15 protein-coding genes and 2 pseudogenes are annotated in these 17,780 nt (G+C 68.2%); 5 read left to right on the top strand and 12 right to left on the bottom strand.

Annotation, left to right across the window (positions count from 1 at the left end):
- Nucleotides 1-371: 371 nt before the first annotated feature.
- The 6 genes and pseudogenes from ACWDY5_RS32450 to ACWDY5_RS32475 form a co-directional block, all read right to left on the bottom strand.
- Entirely contained in the window at nt 372-695 is a 324-nt protein-coding gene (locus ACWDY5_RS32450; RefSeq protein ID WP_449725957.1) for a hypothetical protein, read from the bottom strand.
- Nucleotides 686-1,135 carry a hypothetical protein gene (locus tag ACWDY5_RS32455; RefSeq protein ID WP_449725958.1) on the bottom strand — a complete coding sequence of 150 codons (450 nt, stop codon included), beginning with the start codon at nt 1,133-1,135 and terminating at the stop codon, nt 686-688. Before ACWDY5_RS32455 ends, ACWDY5_RS32450 begins: the two co-directional genes overlap by 10 nt.
- Before the next feature lie 161 nt (nt 1,136-1,296).
- A complete protein-coding gene (locus ACWDY5_RS32460; protein WP_449725959.1) occupies nt 1,297-1,992 on the bottom strand; it encodes a hypothetical protein in 696 nt (231 codons plus the stop codon).
- A 367-nt stretch (nt 1,993-2,359) separates the two neighbouring features.
- Nucleotides 2,360-3,532: an FAD-dependent monooxygenase gene (locus ACWDY5_RS32465; RefSeq protein WP_449725996.1), complete on the bottom strand. Its 1,173-nt coding sequence runs from the start codon at nt 3,530-3,532 to the stop codon at nt 2,360-2,362.
- Nucleotides 3,492-3,854: pseudogene (locus ACWDY5_RS32470) on the bottom strand (FAD-dependent monooxygenase); the annotation flags it as partial. The gene ACWDY5_RS32465 and the pseudogene ACWDY5_RS32470, both read right to left, overlap by 41 nt.
- Nucleotides 3,841-4,419 carry a PadR family transcriptional regulator gene (locus ACWDY5_RS32475; RefSeq protein ID WP_449725960.1) on the bottom strand — a complete coding sequence of 193 codons (579 nt, stop codon included), beginning with the start codon at nt 4,417-4,419 and terminating at the stop codon, nt 3,841-3,843. The pseudogene ACWDY5_RS32470 and the gene ACWDY5_RS32475, both read right to left, overlap by 14 nt.
- Before the next feature lie 301 nt (nt 4,420-4,720).
- Here ACWDY5_RS32475 and ACWDY5_RS32480 point away from each other — a divergent pair, with 301 nt between their 5' ends.
- Entirely contained in the window at nt 4,721-5,230 is a 510-nt protein-coding gene (locus ACWDY5_RS32480) for an IS3 family transposase (RefSeq protein WP_449725997.1), read from the top strand.
- Nucleotides 5,231-5,288: 58 nt separating this feature from the next.
- Here ACWDY5_RS32480 and ACWDY5_RS32485 read toward each other — a convergent pair whose 3' ends face one another.
- On the bottom strand, nt 5,289-5,411 hold the full coding sequence (locus ACWDY5_RS32485) for a hypothetical protein (protein ID WP_449725961.1): 123 nt from the start codon (nt 5,409-5,411) through the stop codon (nt 5,289-5,291).
- Between the two features lie 372 nt (nt 5,412-5,783).
- On the bottom strand, nt 5,784-7,058 hold the full coding sequence (locus tag ACWDY5_RS32490; RefSeq protein WP_449725962.1) for a helix-turn-helix domain-containing protein: 1,275 nt from the start codon (nt 7,056-7,058) through the stop codon (nt 5,784-5,786).
- Between ACWDY5_RS32490 and ACWDY5_RS32495 the strand changes: the two genes are divergently transcribed.
- Nucleotides 6,994-8,211, top strand: coding sequence for a helix-turn-helix domain-containing protein (locus ACWDY5_RS32495; protein ID WP_449725963.1), 1,218 nt, complete (start codon nt 6,994-6,996; stop codon nt 8,209-8,211). The genes ACWDY5_RS32490 and ACWDY5_RS32495 overlap by 65 nt on opposite strands.
- A gap of 45 nt (nt 8,212-8,256) precedes the next feature.
- Here the strand turns inward: ACWDY5_RS32495 and ACWDY5_RS32500 are convergent, their stop codons facing one another.
- Nucleotides 8,257-10,497 (bottom strand): RICIN domain-containing protein, encoded by a 2,241-nt coding sequence (locus tag ACWDY5_RS32500; RefSeq protein WP_449725964.1) that lies wholly within the window; start codon nt 10,495-10,497, stop codon nt 8,257-8,259.
- Nucleotides 10,498-10,915: 418 nt separating this feature from the next.
- Here ACWDY5_RS32500 and ACWDY5_RS32505 point away from each other — a divergent pair, with 418 nt between their 5' ends.
- Nucleotides 10,916-11,854, top strand: coding sequence for a tetratricopeptide repeat protein (locus ACWDY5_RS32505; protein WP_449725965.1), 939 nt, complete (start codon nt 10,916-10,918; stop codon nt 11,852-11,854).
- Nucleotides 11,855-12,630: 776 nt separating this feature from the next.
- On the opposite strand, the gene ACWDY5_RS32510 is transcribed toward ACWDY5_RS32505, so the two are convergent.
- Complete coding sequence (locus ACWDY5_RS32510) at nt 12,631-14,370, bottom strand: ABC transporter ATP-binding protein (protein ID WP_449725966.1); 1,740 nt, start codon at nt 14,368-14,370, stop codon at nt 12,631-12,633.
- 201 nt (nt 14,371-14,571) lie between these two features.
- Here ACWDY5_RS32510 and ACWDY5_RS32515 point away from each other — a divergent pair, with 201 nt between their 5' ends.
- Together ACWDY5_RS32515 and ACWDY5_RS32520 are read left to right on the top strand one after the other, a co-directional pair.
- A complete protein-coding gene (locus ACWDY5_RS32515; RefSeq protein ID WP_449725967.1) occupies nt 14,572-15,987 on the top strand; it encodes a saccharopine dehydrogenase NADP-binding domain-containing protein in 1,416 nt (471 codons plus the stop codon).
- Between the two features lie 218 nt (nt 15,988-16,205).
- Nucleotides 16,206-16,442 (top strand): annotated as a pseudogene (locus ACWDY5_RS32520) (GmrSD restriction endonuclease domain-containing protein); the annotation flags it as partial.
- A gap of 45 nt (nt 16,443-16,487) precedes the next feature.
- Here ACWDY5_RS32520 and ACWDY5_RS32525 read toward each other — a convergent pair.
- Together ACWDY5_RS32525 and ACWDY5_RS32530 are read right to left on the bottom strand one after the other, a co-directional pair.
- Nucleotides 16,488-16,823, bottom strand: a complete 336-nt coding sequence (locus ACWDY5_RS32525) for an ArsR/SmtB family transcription factor (RefSeq protein WP_449725998.1) — start codon at nt 16,821-16,823, stop codon at nt 16,488-16,490.
- A 72-nt stretch (nt 16,824-16,895) separates the two neighbouring features.
- Nucleotides 16,896-17,705, bottom strand: coding sequence for a hypothetical protein (locus ACWDY5_RS32530; protein ID WP_449725968.1), 810 nt, complete (start codon nt 17,703-17,705; stop codon nt 16,896-16,898).
- Nucleotides 17,706-17,780: the final 75 nt, after the last annotated feature.

Genomic DNA, 17,780 nt, shown 5'->3' on the forward strand with positions numbered 1-17,780 from the left:
GTCGATGATCATCGAGTCGCGGGCGCTGATGTCGGCACATCGGCGCATTCGTCTCCGTGCACCGCTGCGCCCACGTGATCGCTTGAGTGGAACGCGTGCAGTCGCCGAGCCGTCGGCTGGTGCCGATCGAGAAGATCGTCGAGCACTCCTGCGCGGCGTCGCACGGTCGAAGTAGCTATTCCCGGTCCGCCCGGTGATCCCGAGCCTGTGCGCCACTATCCCCTTGGCCTCGCACGGAACCAGCTCACCGGCACGTCAACCTCGCGGACGGTGAGCCTCGGATGCCCTGGGCCGGCACCCAATCGCCATCACGGATGGCGGCGCTGAACAGGCTGGTCACCGGTGATGCCGTCCCCCGCAGGGTGGTGTCTCTACCGCTTCACCCGGGCACGAATCGCTAACGCCGCCAAGGCAAGCAGCAACGGACCGAGGGCGCGGCCGGCCATGACCGTCCACGTCCCGGCCGCGGTGAGGCGCTGATCGGTGTCGCGGAAGATCACCGAGCCGAGAACGATGCGGATCGCCTTCCCGGCCCGCTCCGCCGTCCACCGCTGATCCGGCGGCGCCAGCACCGCGGGCACAGGCTTGACCTCCAGGGTGATCGGCTGCGGCCGCTCAGCCACCGCCGCCGGGATCGTGCCGGTCACCTGCTGCACCGCGGCCTCCTGCGGCAGCCCGCAGGTGGTCAGCAGCACGAACAGGACACCAACGGCGCGGCCAGCACGCTCAGCCCGCGGCTGGCCCGCTGCCCGTAGCCGGAGACCAGCCAGTACACGGTGAGCAGGATGCGCTCCGGGAGGCTGGTGGAGGGGGCGTGGCGGCGGGCCTCCATCTCGCCGTAGTAGAAGTCCCCGGCACCGGCCTCGTTCTTGGCGTCCTCGGCGGCTTTGCGCAGCGACCGGTACACCACCGCCCGCCGCTCCGGGCCCACCGGCGGCTCCTCAACGCCACCCTCGAGTGCGGGGAGGTCGCTCATCCAGCCGCCGGGCTTGCCGCGCTCGGCGCGCCAGGGGTGCTCTTCGGCCAGCACGCGCCGGGAGGTCCACCGCCACACCGGTGGCCAAGCCCAGTCGGTCTGCCAGCCGCCGGGTGGCCGATTGAACGGGCTACGCCCTTCCAGGCGCAGCTTGTCCAACTGGTGGGCTCCAGCGAAGCGGCACCACCGCAGATCCACATCAGACAGTGTCAGCTGCGACACATCGCTCTCCCGCACCGACAGCAACTGCGGAACCCACTCCTCAAGACCAGCACCGCGACGGCGGGATCGGGTCGCGGAGCCAGCACCGTCCCGCTCAGTCACCCACGCGTTGATCTGCTCCTGCCCGGCCACCACAGCCTTGTATCGAGAACTGAACGGTGTTGGTGCGCCGCTAGCGAGGAGGGCGCGCCGAAGAACGTGCGCCGCACATCGATCCTTGCGTACCGCACACGAAGCTCGACCCCGCCTTCAAACCGCGTGTCCGTGGCCGAAAGCGTGCCCGTCTCCACCTCAACCATGACTCGCTTCGCGAACGACGAGCCATCCATCGAGAGCGTGCTCGCCACCAGCGGCCCGATCATGGTGCGTCCGCCGAACTTCACGCGGTTGAACCAGGCGTCCCCGCCGACCTTCACGCCGTTGAACTTGAAGATTGCGGTGGTGTGGTCGTTGGAAGTGGCTTGGTCGGTGTGCTGTGGGGCAGCACCGGAGAAGAAGCAGTGTCGGAAGTCTGCATGGCCAAGGCGAGGGGTGCGGGGTGCGGGGTCTTCCCCCTCGGACATGCCTGCTAGCAGCCGGTGGAGAAGCTCCGGGGTCAGGGTCGTGCCGCGAAGGTCCACATCGGCTCCCGGGGTGAACCGGGTGAGTGCGGTGTCGAGGTCGTCGGCAGTCAGGTGCGCAAGGCACTGGTCGAAGTCCTCAATCCGCCGGCCTGTGCACCGTCCCGCGTCCTCGGTGCAGGTGGGCCAGTCGGGTGTGAAACGAGGCCGGGTGTCGGTGGTGTCATCGGGCATCGCGCAGTTCTAGACGAGCATCATCACGGTCGGGCGTGCCGCGCCGTTCGAGCCTCGAACTCACCCCCAATGGCGCAGCGCTGGGTGTGGCCTTCGTGGGAGCCGCCTCAGCCATCGGTGGTTCGCGGTGGTCCAGGAATGCAAACAGCCGCTGAGCATAAAGATCCGTCTGGTGGCCGAGAGGCGTGGCCTGCCGATGCGGGTGCTGCTGGACGGTATCCGCGTTCGTCGTGACGGGCCGCGACGTCCGCGGTCGCGGGACGACCAGATCGCCCACCGCGTGGCCACAGGGTCACGCGGTGGGCGTCCACCGGTCTTGGATGCCGAGCTTGACAAGCACCGCAACGTGGTCGCGGTCAGCATTCCGTCAGGATGTTGAGTAAGCAGCTCGCCGAAGGGCTTGGACAGGGTCGGCGGGCAATGCCGCGTACTGCTGGGCTACGTAGCCGTCTGGGCGGACCAAGGTGGCACCGCCGCCGTAGCGGGCACTCCAGCCGTCGGCGTGTTCGGCGCGCACGGCTTTGATCGGGAATGGCTGCCTGGCGGCTGCCTGTTCCCACTCCGGGCTGTCGCAGAGGAGGACGTACTTGTCGACGAACAGGTCGTGGACGGCGGTTCGTTTGCCGTCGACTGTCAGCCACAGGTGTGGCGCCCTTGCTCCTTCGGTCGCCGGCGCGTTCAGGTCGTGGGTGAAGACCTTTTCGTGGCCGTAGAGCTGGCCGAGGGTCTGCCGCTGGGGATCCATTTCCTCGGCGGCTTCACCGCCCATCCGGGCCTGCTGGTGGCGGACGATCATCGGAGCCAGTTCGCGGGCGATCGGCAGCCGCTCCTTTTCATACGTGTCGAGCAGGGCCGGCTCGGACCAGCCCTTGACGACAGCGGCGATTTTCCAGGCCAGGTTGTGGATGTCCTGCACACCGGTGTTCGCGCCCAGCGCGCCGGCCGGCGGCCAGGTGTGGGCGCTGTCGCCGGCCAGGAAGACGTAGCCGTCCCGGTAGCGTTCGGCGACGCCGACGCCCTGCTCCCAAGCAGCCACATCCTCGATAGTGACGTCGAGGTCAGGCTTGCCGACCGCGCCGCGCACCAGCGAAACACACCGGCTGTCGGTGAAGTCTTTGACGCCTTCGGCGGCCGGGTCGTACGAGACGGTCAGCTGCCAGCGGTGCGGATCGGCGGTGCTGACGAGGCCACCGCCGACGCCGGTGATGATCCAGAACAGCGCACTTCTGGGCAGGAAGGCACTGAGGTCGGCGCGGAAGACGATGTTCATGGAGTGCATGAAGGTGGTCTCGCCGGTCCGGTTGATGCCGAGCTTTCGCCGGATCGGGCTGCGGTGTCCGTCGGCGGCGATCAGGTAGTCGGCGCGGATGGTGCGCTTTTCTCCGGTCAGACGATCGGTCGTCGCCGCGATGACGCCGTTTTCGGTGGCCTCGAAGGAAGTCAGCTCGGTGTTGAAACGGTGTAACGGCGCCGTCGCGGCGGGCGGCGTCGACCAGGATCGGTTCGATGGTGTTCTGGTCGGCCATGCAAAAGGCGCCAGCGGTCAGCTTCGGCCATTCCCGTGGTTCTTCGGCGTCGTAGAGCCAGTGCCATTCACTTGCCAGCGTTTCACAGCTGGCGACCCCAGCCTCCGCGTCAAAGAGCTTGCCAGCCGCGTGCACCTGCTGGTCCATCCCGTACGCGCGATAGATTTCCATCGTCCGCTGGTTGATCCCGCGGGCCCGGCCGTGGATGGAGACGCCGGGGTGGCGGTCGACCAGCAGCGAGCGTACGCCCTGCCGGGCCAGGAAAACCGCGCCGGCCAGGCCAACCAGCCCGCCGCCGCAGATCAGGACGGAAAAGCGCTCTTCAGTTTCGGTCACGAAATTCTCTCTGTCTCTGGTTGTATTCGACGGCCAGCCGCCGGATCCACTCCTCGGTCCAGGCCAGCCGGCCGGTGCGCAGGTCAGTGAGCACCGAGCGCAGCCAGTCCAGCTCGGCTTTCCTGATGACCTGCCGGTATTCCTCCTCCAGCAGGAAAAGCCGGGGCACCTCGGCCGCCGGGCGGGCGGCCTCGATGTCGGCCAGGTCCGCGGCGATCGCGTCCACCCGGAGCTGGAGCTGCTCGAGAGCTTCTTCCGGGGCAAGCGCCATGACAAAAGACAGTCCGACCGGAAACTCCGGAAGCTCGTTTCCGGTACTGGACAGCATTTCCTTGACCCAGGTGCGTGCGGTTTCCCGCCCGGCCGGGGCGAGTTCGTAGACGGTGCGTTCAGGCCAGCCCGCCACCCGGCCGGTGCTGTGCACGGCGATCAGGCCGAGCCGCAGCAGTCGGTCGATGGCCTGGTAGATGCTGGCCCGCTGGCGGATGTTGACCACCCGGTCCTTTCCGCGCTCCCTGATCACCTCCTGGATGCGATAGGCGTGCATGGGCTCCTCGGCGAGCACGCTGAGGACGGTCAGCCCCAGCGCCGAGCGGCGGTTCTCTCTGCTCATGACAGCAGGGCTAATAGTCATAAACTTACTAGTCGTTCCATGACTAAGTCAATCGGCAGCTTGCACACGGACATGCATGGATGACTGCCGTGAGGCGGGCGGCGGACGAGGCAGTCCGCGGCCAGGGAGGCGCTGGTTGACGCGGCGCTGTTGGAATTCGCGGAGCGCAGCTGCCCTGCCGAGGTTGAGTCCGATGTAGACAGACTTTGACCGGGGTGACGCCCTGGGACCGGCCGATGGTGGCGTCGACCTGCTGGCTCCTGGTGTCCGCGATCCCCCCCGGTGTTCCAGCCCTGGTTCGCGGACTGAGACAGCCTGGAGGTCTGCCTGGCTCGCGGCCGTGCGCGACGCGTTCTCCAACCGGATCGTGGGCTGGAAAACCTCCGACCGCTGCGACACCGACCTCGTGCTCGGCGCCCTGGAATACGCGATCTGGTCCCGCGACGTACGCGACGGGCAGCTGATCCACCACAGCGACCGCGGGTCGACCTACACGGCCTTCCGATTCGCAGAACGGTTGGCGGACAACGGAATCCTTCCTTCGATGGGGTCGGTCGGCGACTCGTATGACAACGCCCTGATGGAGAACTTCTTCTCCACACTGAAGATCGAACTGGTCTACCGACGGTCCTGGCGCACCCACGACGAGGCCGAGAACGAGCTATTCCGCTATATCGACGGGTTCTACAACACCGAGCGCATCCAGAAGGACCTCGGCTGGCTCAGCCCTGACGAGTACGAAACCGCCTGGCACACCGCCTAGACGGAACCGACTACCATCCCGGCAGCACCGACCGCAGCCGGGTAATAACCGCCTCGGGTTATCGGGGGAAGCTCAGTTCGAGCGCCGTGACCGACTGCGTGCCGTGGTCGTGGATGAGCTGACACAGGTCGTCGCGCAGGTTCATGCCCTGAACTCGCCGCACGAAGCTGATCACCGCCATGCGCCGCTGGCGGGCCCGTACCGGGAGATCGCACAGCCGAGGTCACCGAGCTGGAGCAGCCTTCGTAGTTTCGAATGTGGCAGATTCCCTCAATGGAGGGTCCTGCATCGGTGTTCGCTGTTGATCTTTCTTCGTGACGATGAGGCGCACCCGGGGATCTTCTAAGAGGAGAGAACTCGCAGACGTTGTGATCAAGCTGTTCAGGTCCTGGTATCGATGGCTATTGAACACCGATCAAGCTCGCTGACCGCGACGCAGACAGTGAGTTGTCAACGGTTATGAGGAGGTCCCTAGTCGCGGATTGTGGATCTCCCCATTGGCGGACACGAGTTTCCCAGTCATGGGTGACCTCACTGCTCGCCTGACCCTGGTCTACGGCATCGCCAGGCGGAAGGCGAGACCGCGCAGGCTCCGGCCCGCGCCGCGGCCGCCGGGTGGGCGGGCCAGCAGCGCGGCGACCGCCGACCGGGTGTGCGCGTTGCACTGGATCCGTTGTGGCGCAGAGGATTCGGCGAGTAGGAGGTGGCGCAGGGCTTCCTGTTCGCGGCCGCGCACCGCGCTTAGGCACACGCCGATCACGTTGTGCGTCACCGCCCGGCACATCGGTCCGGGATCGGCTGCGGCGAGCACGGCCGGGCCCCGGGCGCACACCTCGTCGGCGCGGCCGAGCAGTGCCAGCACCTCGAGCTGGTTGGTGCCCAGGTGGGTGGGGCCGAAGGGCAGTCCCGCGGTGGCCCTCCCCATCGCGGTGGCGTGCCGGGCGGCCGTGGCCAGACCCTGCCGCGCGCCGGTGGCGTCCCCGGCGCCGGCCAGGGTGAACGCGGTGAGCAGGTGCGCGGCGCCGGCCAGTTGGTGGGCCTGGGCGCCGGTGATCCGGCGGTCGCCAAGCAGGTCGTGCACGGCCGCCAGCTCCCGGTGCCCGGCCGCGGTCCGTCCGGAGCGCAGCTCGATCCGGGCGCGCCAGTAGCCGCACTGGGCCAGCAGCAGCGGGTCGTCCAGCGCGTCGAGGTGCGGGCAGGCGCGCTCGAGCGCGAGCCGGGCGAGATCGGTCAGCCCGAGTTCGAGCAGCACCGGCACCGCGGCCGCGAGGTAGGCCTGCGCCAGCATCCGCCGGGTGCGTGCCCGGTCCGGCTCGGCCGCGAGGTGGTCGTGCAGCCGGGTGAGCAGGCCGGGCAGGAGGTCGAGCACCGCCTCGTAGTCGCAGCGGTCGGCCAGCGCGGCGGCCGCGCGCACCGCTGGGGCCGGCGCCACGCGGTCGGCGTGCGGCGCTGGTTCGGTCGGCCCGGCCACCAGGAACACCCGCAGCGCACCCAGCAGCGCCGGGATGGGCACGCTGGCCGGCGGCCAGCCCGGCCACCCGGTCAGCTCGGCCGGGGACACCGCCAGCGCCGCGGCCAGGCTCAGGATGTGCGCCCGGCGGTCGAGCAGCCGCTGCCCGTTCTCCACCATGGACAGGAAGGCCACCGACAACCCGGTGCGCAGGGCGGTCTCGCGCAGGCTCAGCCCGCGCATCCGGCGGCAGGACCGCACCCGGCCGCCCACCAGAACCGGTTCGGTTCCCTGCATCGAGGGCACGATCACCATGGTGGCGGCGGCGCCCCGGTTGTCCAGCCCCAGCTTTTCACTTTTCCGATCAGCGTCGACCACGACCCGCGGTCTCCTAGGGTGCGGTGTGGACCTGGGCAAGCGGATCCGGTGGCATCGGCTGAGGCGAGGTCTGAGCGTGCGCGCGCTCGCCGGTCTGGCCGGGCTGTCCCCGGGCTTCGTGTCCATGGTGGAAACCGGGGAACGCGCGCTCGACCGCTGGACCCACCTGGCCGCCATCGCCCGGGTGCTGGGAACTCCCGCGGCGGATCTGCTACCGGGGCCGCGGGTGCCGGAGGTGGCTCCGGAATTGCGCGCGGTGCTGCCGTTCCTGCGCGCGGCCATCGAGCACGGCGCGGCCCCGCAGCCGGGTGCCCCGCCCCCGCCGGTGGCCGCCAGCCGGGTGGCGGTGATCGTCGGACTGGTCGATGCCGGTGCGCACGAGCGGGCGGCGGCACTGCTCCCGGCCGCGCTGACCGGGTTGCACCACCAGGCAGGGCGGGACCGGCTCAGCCGAAGACTGCTGGCCCACCTCTACCGCACCGCCTGCGTACCGCTGCTGGTTGGCGCGGGCTGTCCCGACCTGGCCGGGCTGGCACTGCACCGGGCCGAGCAGGCCGTTGCCGAGTTCGATGACCCGGTGCACGCCGCGGAGCTGGTGTTCTGGCGGGCGTGGGCGCTGCGCGGCTGCGGTGGCGAACCGCTGATGCTGGCACCGACCACGGCCGCGGCCGAGGGGTTGCGGCTGCGGACCAGCCGGGAGCTGCTGACCTACGCCCGTCTGCACAAGCGGCTCGCCTACGCCCACGCCCACCTCGGCGCCGAGGCGGCGGCCATCGCGCACTTCCAGGAGGCCCAGCAGGCCGCACAGCGGTGCGCCGACCGCACCGCTCTGGGTGGGCCGCCCCGGGGGATGGACGCGGGCGCGCTGGCCGTCGACCAGGTCAAGCTGCGCTACGAGATGGGCCGCTACGACGAGGCGATCGCGGCCGCGGCGCCCCTGCTCGGCCAGGTGCGGCTGCTACCGCCGTGGCAGCACACCCTGCAGGTGGTGCTACTGGCCGCGCTGGTGGCGCAGGGGCGGGCCCCCCGCGCCGTGCGCCACCTGCTGCGCGGGGCTCTGCCGGGCACCACCGCCAAGGCCGTCGAAGCCCTGGGCGCACTGCCACCGGGGACAGTGCACGAGTTCGCCCTGCGCCTGGGTGTCCAGTTGTGAGCGCCGCGCTGAGGGGGTGCGGTGGCCCGCACCCCCTCAGTTGGCTCACGGGACCGGCAGGTCGTCCTGCACGGCCACCGTCCACCGCTGACCGGTCTGCCCGGTGGCGCTCTCCCGCAGGGTCAGCGCGGCGTTCATGCCCATCTCCGAGGTGGCGGCCACCAGTCTGCTGGTGACGTGCTGCAACACCACGTGGTCACCGGAGCTGGTGAGCCGCCACTGCTGCCACGGCTGCTCGTTCCGGCTCCACTGGATCAGCGGAGCGCCGGAATCGGAGTCGTTACCGTTCTCCAGCGCCTTGCCGCTGGCCACGTTGGTGATCCAGGCCTGGGACACGTCGCGGTACTCCAGCCGCCACTGCTGCCTGTTCGTCCCCGGTTCCGCTGTCCGCTGGTAGATCAGCGCCTTGTCCGCCGGATCGCCGTTGTTGTCGATGACCTTGCCGGTGTCGACGTTGGTGAAGGTCAGCGGACGCCCGGCCAGGGCCCGGTGCCCGGAGAGCAGGCTGAGCAGCCACAGCTGGGAGGCCTCACCGGTGGCACTGGCCTGCACCAGGTAAGCGCCCTCGTGCATGCTGTCGTAGACGCCCTGCACCACTTTCCCGCTGTCCACGTTGACCAGCGAGTACCCCTGCTTCTTCGGGACCTGCCGCAACCGCCACTTCTGCCAGGGCTTGCCGTTCTTGGACCACTGGATCAGCCGGGTGCGCTCGCCCGAGCTCTTGGCGTTCTCCACGACCTTGCCGGTGAGCGCGTTGACCAGGTAGTAGGAGTTGTCACCGGCATTCTCCAGCCGCCAGGCCGAGCGGGAGGACCACTGGAAGCTGTCCATGGTCAGGTGGTCACCGTCCTGGTCGCTGCCGTCGGTGGAGGCGGCCATCGTGGTGCCGATGTTGAGCAGGTTGGCCACCGCACCGGCGTAGGTCGGCACGGTGTCGATGAACTGGGGCAGCCACTTCTGCGAGTCCTTCCCCGACTTGCTCCGCTGCACCAGGGGGTCTTCCCCCGTTCCGCCCAGGCTGTCGGCTACCTTGCCGCTGGCATCGTTGACCAGGAGGTAGGCGCCGTCGCCTGCGTCCTCCACCCGCCACTTCTGCCAGTTCTCGCTGTTCCTGGACCACTGGAACAGCACCACGTCCTCGCCGGAGTCGTTGCCGTTCTCCACGGCCTTGCCGCTGGCCGCGTTGACCAGGTTGACCAGTCCGCCACCGGCGTCCTCCAACCGCCACTGCTGCTGGGCGTTACCTGTGCCGGCCCGCTGCCCGATCGGGGCCCGGTCATCGGCGCTGCCGCCGTTGTCCATGAACTGCCCGCTGGCCCGGTTGACCCAGGACACCACGGCGCCCGCCCACCGTGGCGCCGGGCACTCCGGCTCGGCCGCCCTGGCCGCGCCGGAGGGGTGGCAGGCATAGGCCAGGATCCCCAGCAACGCCGCCACATTGGCCACCTGCCCGTACTGGACGCCGTCGATGAGCACCGGCGGATCGAGCCTGCCGTCCACCGCGCCGCGCACCCGGCTCGACAGCGGGTCCCAGGAGTTCTCCAGGTCCACCACCGCCCCTGAGGGGTGCACATCCAGGTACTGGTCCAGGCCGGTGGTGATGAAGCTTTCGATCTCCCGGAAGCGAGCGGCTTCAGCGAACATCTGGATCAGCGTGAGCAAGTAGCCGGCGATCTCGTTCTGGTTGACCGTCCCGTCCTCGCGCACCGGGCGGGGGTTGTGCAGGATGTGGTGCAGGCGGTTGGGCCCGAGGGCGATGTCCTGGCGGCCGCGCTCGGCCGCGCGTTCCAGCGAGCCGTAGTTGCCGTTGAACCCGAGGCTCACCGTCTCGTCCGCCTCGGGCACCGCCGGCATCGGCTCACCCTCCTGCAGGCGGTAGTAGGTGGTTCGGCGGGTGCGGGCGTCGAATGCGGTGTAGCCGAGGATGTAGGCGTTCTGCAGGCGCATGAACAACGTCACCGCGTAGCCCTCGTCCTCGATGCGCAGACGCAGGAAACCGGGCGCCTGCGCCGGTTCTGGGATGCTCAGAATCCGCGTGGGCTCACCGCCTGCGGCCTGCACCACCACCGGCGCGCCACCGCGGCCTAGCCGCTCGCGGATGTCCTGGATAAAGGTGGTGTAGTTCTCGGCTCGGAACGTGCCCCATTCCGGGTCCCACGACAGCGTGAAGTCGGGATCGGGCGCCGGTTGTGGGCTCGCCCCGGCAGGCACGGGCGCGGCAAGCAGGCCAACGCAGGCCGCCAGCAGCGCGAGCAGTAGTCGGACGGAGGCTGGTCTTCGGATCATCGCAGCACCTCGGGATTTCGTGCGAGGAGGACTGGAACGACCCGAAGCTAGGGGCGTTTCGCGCCACGGCGTTCACGGCCGTAAACCAAGCCGGCATTCTCCGGAGGGCCTCGACCGAGATGGCCGCCGCCTGCCCCTACATCCCCCTCATCGTCAAGGCTGGTCAACCTGCCTGAGTACGGCGCGGCAGCTGCCCGGTGCGCAGCGGCATCGGTGCGGCGTGCCAGTGTTCCGCGGCAGCCCGGTTCGGGCCACGGTTCCCTGGTGCCTCGGGGGAAGGTCATCGCCAGCTGGTCTCCGCCCTGAAGCAGCTCGGCCGGGCTCGCCGACACCTGGCCGACAGCACGGATGAGCTCAGCACCGCGGGTTCAGCCGCAACCGAGCCGCTGCCGGAGATCGCGGTAGGGCGCTTTGGGCGGTGAGCGCGGTTGTGCTCGGCGTGTACTACTCGCTGGCCGAACTGCACGAGGAGAGCATCGACAGCACCAAGGAGTGCATCCGGCTCTTCCGCGAACTCGACGACCAGCCGCAGCTCGCCTGGGCGCTGAGCAACCTGGCGCACCGGTACTTCAGCGCCGGGCTGCCCGCTGAGTCGCCAGGACCGCAACGCGAAGCCCGTGACATCTACCGGCACCTGTCCCGGAACCAGCCCCAGTTCCGGGAACCGCTGGGCACCAGTTCGGTGTTGCTGGGCGCTTTCCTGACCCCGGTGGGCACACACGGGGAGGCCATCGCGGTCACCGAGGAGGCCGTGGCGATCTTCCGTGAACTCGGCAACCAGCACCAGCTGGCCTGGGCACTGCACAACCTGGCCCACCGGTTCTTCTCCGCCGGGCGGCACGCCGAAGCCCCTGCGCCACAACGAGAAGCCTGCGACATCCACCGGCAACTCGCCCAGACCCAGCCCCACTACCGAGACGCGCTCGCCCGCAGCTCGGTCGACCTCGGCGCTTTCCTCGCCGCGGCCGGGGCGCACGAGGAAGCCATCACCGTCACCCGGGAAGGCGCCGATCTCTTCCGCGAGCTGGGCGACCAGTCCGCGCTCGCCTGGGCGCTGAAGAACCTCGCCTACCGGCTCGGTCAGGTGGGCCGTCATCCCGAAGCGGTGGCTCCGCTGCTGGAGGCCCGCGACCTCTACGCGCTGCTGACCGAGCAGGACGCCGGCTACCGGTCCGCGTTCGCGGAGACCACGCTGCTGCTCGCCGGCACCCTGGCCACGGTGGGCCAGCGTGTGGAGGCGTTCACCGTGGCACAGCAGGCGGTCGCGCTCTACGAGCAGCTGGTACTGGTGGATCCGGACCAGTACGGCCAGCGGCTCGCGGAGGCGAAGGCGTTGCGGGATTCGCTGGCCGGGTGAGGCCGGGCAGGTCAATATCGGACCGGGCTGGTTTGCAGCAGGCCAACATGACGAACTCGGCACTGTCGGCGAGGGGCTCTCGAATTGAGGACCCCTCACCAGCGTCTGGCTGTTCCACACGGAAGGTCAAGCTGGTTGGCTCCGGCTGCGTCATCCACGGCGTGCGCGGGGACGACACAATCCGTGGGGTAAAGGAGTGTCCGAGGCGAGTTGAACCATATCCCCAACCTGGTGTACTTCACTGACCTGCAGCTTCCTTGATGCCAGCGCCGCAGCTAACGACTTTCGCCGTCGATGATCATCAAGTCACGGGCGCTGGTGTCGCCGCATCGGCCCATTCGTCTCCGTGCACCGCTGCGCCCACGTGATCGCTTGAGCGGAACGCGTGCAGTCGCCGAGCCGTCGGCTGGTGCCGATCGAGAAAATCGTCGAAGCACCCCTGCGTGGCGTCGCATGGCCGATGTAGCTATTCCCGGTCCGCGGGGTGATCCCGAGCCTGTGGGCCACCATCCCCTTGGACCCGCAGGGGAACCAGTTCGCCGGCACGTCAACCTCGCGGACGGTGAGCTTCAGATGCCCACAGGGCCACGGGTCTTCGGTCTCGCCGATAGGTTCTTCCGGTGAGCACGGCCGGAGACCAGTTCGTCCAGCTCCGGCATGAGCACCACGTCGCCGTCTGAAATCCGGGTCGGTGCCGGTCTCCACGGCCAGCACGCGGGTGTCGGCCGAGAGGTTGACCGCCATGTGCGGGGTGCCCGCGGCGTAAGGACTTCGCGTCAGCGTTGGCGGGTGTTCGTGGTGGAGGCGACGAGCCTCTGGTAAGCGGGGTCGTGCAGCAGTGTGGTGTGCGGCCCGCCCGCGTGCACGGTGCCGTCACACAGCATGATCACCTGATCGGCCTGTTGGGCCAGTGGCATGCGGTGGGTCACGGCGATGACGATGCGGTCGCCGTGGTGGCGCACCAGTGTGCGCACCAGCGTGTGTTCGTTAGCGGGGTCCAGTTGGGAGGTGGCCTCGTCCAGCAGCAGGACGTCGGCGTCCTGAAGCAGTGCTCGCGCGACAGCCAGCCGCTGGCGCTGACCACCGGACACGGTGGCGCCGCCTTCTCCCGTCGTGGTGTCCAGACCCTCCGGGAGGCCTACGACCCACTCGTGCAGGCCGACGGAACTCAGCGTGTGCCACAGACGATGTTCGTTGACGTCTGTGAGGCCGTAGGTGAGGGATTGCCGGATCGTGTCACCGAGCAGCGGTGCTTCCTGCTCCACGTAGGCAATGTGGCGGCGCAGATCTGCCAACGGGAGTGTGCGGATGTCGGTGCCGTTGAGCAGGATGCGGCCCCGGTCGGGTTCGACGAACCGCTCGGCGAGGCTGAGCACGGTGGTCTTGCCGGTGCCCGACGGGCCGACCAGCACGGTCAGGCCCGGCCGTGCCTCGATGGTGACGTCGCGCAAGACGTCGCGCTCGCCGTAGCGGAACCACACGTGCTCCAGACGCAACGACCGGTCGGCTCCCGGCACCACGGGCACCGGGTTGGCGGGGGTCTCGCTGGAGGGCTCCTGCGGCAGGTCGAGCAACCCGGTGGTCCGGCGCAGGGCCGCCATTCCTTCCGAGAGCCGGCTGGCCGAGCCGGTCAGGGACTCCAGCGGGTCCTGGATGTACTCGACGTAGAGCAGGATCGCCACCAGGTCGCCGACGCCGAGGCGACCGGAACCCACCTGGAAGATGCCCACGGCCAGGACGACCAGGAACGTCAGTTCGACCGAAGCGTAGGCCACCGTGTCGGCCAGGGCTCCGGACCGCGCGACCCGCACGCCCGCCTTGCGCGCCGACCGCGCGTGACGGCTGAAGGACTCCACTTCGCGCTGCTCGGCGCGGCAGGCCTTGACCGTGCGGAACGCGCGCAGAACGCGCTGGATCGACCCGGTCATGTTCCCCAGGTGCTCCTGTGCGCGTTCCGTGCGCGTGACGACCCGGCGCAGCACCCGCGCCTCCACCAGCGCTGCCGTGCTGAGCAGGCCGATCACCAGCAGCGCGAGGAACACATCCACGTACAGCATCAGCAGGACCCCGGCGATCACCGTCAGCGGCACGACGACCACGTCCACCAACGCCTTGACCGTCGTCTGCTGCACCAATGTGGTGTCGGCCCCGACCCTGGACAGCACGTCGCCGGGCGGGCACTGCTCGATCACCGGCACCGGGGCGCCGACCAGCCGCCGGGTGACGGCTTCGCGCAGGTCGCACACGAACCGCTCGCTCACCTTGCCGCGCTGGTAGAAGGCGAGGTAGTTCAGCACCAAGCCGATCAACGCGACAACGCCCAACCCGATCACCGGCCCGACGAGACCGTTACCGGCCTCGACGCCGTCGACCACCTCGCGAGCTATCAGGGGCTGGACCAACCCCGCGGCCCGCGCGCCTGTCTGCAGCACCAGGACCACGACCAGCGCACCCCGAACCGGTGTGAGCCCGCCGAGCAGCGTCGACCACGACCACCGTGCCTTCGGCAGCTGCATGCACCCTCCGACGTTCCCGCGCGGACCTGGCGGCCTCTGGACCAAGACACCCGGATGCCCTCCGTGCACAAGCGCAACCGGCCGGGTCTCGTCACCGCCCGATAGCGCACCAGCGCCACCCCGTCGTGTGGTGTGCCGCATGGCGGCCGGGCTATCCGGAAAGACACGAGCCCGGACTCGTCGACGGAGTGGAGATACCAAATGCCCGGTTCCAGTCGAGCCCGGTTCAGCGGACGTGTCCTGCTGCTGGGCGCCGGTTCGGTGTCGCAGTGCCTGCAACCACTGCTGCTGCGGCACCTGGACATGTCGTTCGACCGGTTGACCGTGCTGGACACCGAGGACAAGCGCGACCAGTGCAAGCAGGTCATGGCCGCCGGCGCCCGTTACGTGCGGCACCACATCACGCCTGACAACCTCGCCGCCACCCTGAGCACGTACCTCGGCGCGGGTGACATCCTGATCAACCTGTTGTGGGGTTCCGGCACCACCGACATCGTCACCTGGTGCCACGACCACGGAGTCTGCTACGTCGACACCTCGACCGACGCCTGGGATCATCCCGACGACAACGTGAACCGGGACGCGGAGCCGACCCTGTACTCGATGCACCGCGCGCTGCGCACCGCCGCGTCTCGGTGGACCGACCGGGGGCCCACCGCCATCCTCGACCACGGCGCCAACCCCGGACTGGTCAGCCACTGGACCAAGGCCGCGCTGGAAGACCTCGCCACCGCCATGACCACCTCACCGCAGCTGCTGCCGGCACCGCTGACGCCGTCGCGGCGGGCGGGGCTGGAACAGGCGCTGGCCGACCGCGACCACGCCCGCCTGGCCATGCTCACCGGCACCAAAACCATCCACATCAGCGAACGCGACACCCAGATCACCCACCACCCCAAGCAGGTCGGCGAGTTCGTCAACACCTGGTCGGTCGAAGGCCTGCACGAAGAAGGTACCGCGCCCGCCGAGCTGTGCTGGGGCACCCATGAACCGGCCGTTCCACCCGGTGCCGTGCTTGAGGACGGCCACCTTCGGCTGGCGCAAGCCGGCATGACCACCTGGCTCAGGTCCTGGGTGCCCTCCGGCGGCCCGATCCTCGGCATGCTCCTGCGACACAGCGAAGTCGTCACCATCGGCGAACACCTCACCATCCGCGAGGGCGGACACGTGCGATACCGGCCAACCGTGAACTTCACCTACCTGCCCTGCGATGCCGCCCTCGCCTCGCTGCACGAGTGCCGCATGGCCGGGTCCGCGCTGCAACCCCGGCGGCGGGTCCTCACCGACGAGATCACCAGCGGAATGGACGAGCTCGGCGTCCTGCTGCTGGCTCATGACCTGGGCGGCTGGTGGACCGGCTCCCAGCTGAGCATCGAGCAGACCAGGGACCTGGTGGGATCGCACAACGCCACCACGCTCCAGGTCGCGGCATCACTGCTGGCCGCCATCGTCCACCTGGTGCGCCACCCCGACCAAGGCCTGCTCGTCCCCGACGACCTCGACCACCGCGAGATCCTCACCATCGCAGACCCCTATCTGGGCCCTTGCCCCTCCCTCCGGACCGACTGGACAGTGGGCACCGGCAGTTGCCATTTCGGCGACTTCCTCGCCTCTTGAGGACAGGGCCAGAGCCCTACCGCTCGGCCGGCGAAAGTGGCAGGCCGACGCAAATCTTTCCGACGCGAGGCAGTTGACGCTGGGAACAGCTAGCGTGCGCCGGTGCTGCGGTTGTCCACGAGGGGTCGGTCCACCCCGCCTGTCCTGTCCGGTCAAACTGGACCGACCTCGACCGAGACGGATGCAGCATCCGCAATGAGGTGCTGCTGGAGGAAGCGGTGCTCGCCCCGAAGCGGGGTCCGCGGTGCGCACTCACCGGCAGGAAGTGGTACTCCGCTTACGACGAACTCTACGTCCAGGGACCGTCGAAGCTGGACATCGACCACATGGTGCCGCTTGCCGAAGCCGGGGATTCCGGTGCCTCGGCGTGGACGCCACGCAGGCGCGAGGCCTTCGCCAACGACGTCGGCGACTCCAGCGCGCTGATCGCGGTCACCGCCTCCGTCAACAGATCCAAAGCTGATCAGGACCGGGACAGTGGTTGCCGCCGGGCGGATCGCTCAGTTGGACGGCCGCTGGCGGGACACGGTCCTGATCGAACGCCGCAGCCGTGCCGTAGGTTGGCTGCGACCGGCAACCTGCTCGGACGGGCAGCTCATCGTGAGGTAGGCCTGCAACTCGGTCAGTGCCGTCCCGATGCCCGCCGGGTTCGCGCGGTAGTAGACCGTCTTGCCGTCCCGGCGCGAGGTCAGCATCCCGGCCTCGCGCAACATGGTCAGCTGCTGCGAGGGCCGGGCCAGCCGCAACCCGGGGCGGCTGGCCCGCGACTCCCGCTCGATGCTCGCCCTTGAGAACTTGCCGCACGAGCCCCAACCTTGGACGTGATACATCCGCATCGGTCGAAGTGACGGCCTTTCGATAAGCTGCCTGCATCATTTCGGGTGCCTTGTGCCACCCTAGAAAACAATTCAGATCATCTCAAAATCAGGCTCGATATGATGTGATGAGCGCGAAAGCTTGTCACGCGCGTTCCCCTGCTTCAAGTCAGCGTCAACGGCCTCCCTGACCGCCTCTGCTTGAGGTTGGCTGAGTACCCCTTTGCTGACTGAGCTATCCAGGTCGGCGGAGTAAAAGGCATGCTGTACAGCGTGAGCCGGCACGTTGCTGCCAGCGACCATGTCGTAAATTCCGCGCAACTCCTTAATGTAGCCTTTTACCACGTCACCAGCATCGCCCATCTGCTCACTGACGTCGTACACAAGCTCGTCGACGCTCACCTTAGTATGATCATAGATATTCTTGCAGAAGGTGAACACAAATGCGTTTTCACAATTGGCAATGATGCTTTTACTGCTAAAGTTGTACCGCCAAAGAGCGTAGTTTACGCGAACAATGGCATTGTGCTCCAGGGCTATCATAAAGCCCTTTTCCTCCACCTGTCCGAGTGTCGCGTTGCCGAGAATAGTACTCACGGCCGTGCTCACCAAATGGTGAATTCCCTTCTTTGCGGCTCCATCGGCGCCTCCAAAGAACGTGTCGACAGCTTGATTGATGCCGTCATCGGCACCTTTGTGGACATCGACACGCATTGAGCTCCTGAAGCTGTGACGGCTTCCGATGACGTCCTTTTGGTCAGCGAGATCCAGTTCAATCTCGGACTTTTGAAGACTTCCCTGGGTCTTCGCTATGTCGACGAGGAATGTCAGCTGCTCGTTCAATTGCTCCTTGTCGGGGCCCATCTTTTCGATCTGATCCCTGATTGCGGATACGATTCCCACGTCATGCTCCTCTGTTGATAATTCAGCCAGGCTGAATACCCAAATAAGTCAGGTCTATGTGGCCCTATCACGTCG

It is taken from the genome of Crossiella sp. NPDC003009, from assembly GCF_053591555.1.

Excerpts from the sequence above, each read along its gene's own strand:
- ACWDY5_RS32460 (WP_449725959.1), bottom strand. The coding sequence starts at position 1,992 with ATGCCCGATGACACCACCGACACCCGGCCTCGTTTCACACCCGACTGG.
- ACWDY5_RS32485 (WP_449725961.1), bottom strand. The coding sequence starts at position 5,411 with ATGGCGGTGATCAGCTTCGTGCGGCGAGTTCAGGGCATGAACCTGCGC.
- ACWDY5_RS32495 (WP_449725963.1), top strand. The coding sequence starts at position 6,994 with ATGGTGGCGGCGGCGCCCCGGTTGTCCAGCCCCAGCTTTTCACTTTTC.
- ACWDY5_RS32500 (WP_449725964.1), bottom strand. The coding sequence starts at position 10,497 with ATGATCCGAAGACCAGCCTCCGTCCGACTACTGCTCGCGCTGCTGGCG.
- ACWDY5_RS32510 (WP_449725966.1), bottom strand. The coding sequence starts at position 14,370 with ATGCAGCTGCCGAAGGCACGGTGGTCGTGGTCGACGCTGCTCGGCGGG.
- ACWDY5_RS32515 (WP_449725967.1), top strand. The coding sequence starts at position 14,572 with ATGCCCGGTTCCAGTCGAGCCCGGTTCAGCGGACGTGTCCTGCTGCTG.
- ACWDY5_RS32525 (WP_449725998.1), bottom strand. The coding sequence starts at position 16,823 with ATGCGGATGTATCACGTCCAAGGTTGGGGCTCGTGCGGCAAGTTCTCA.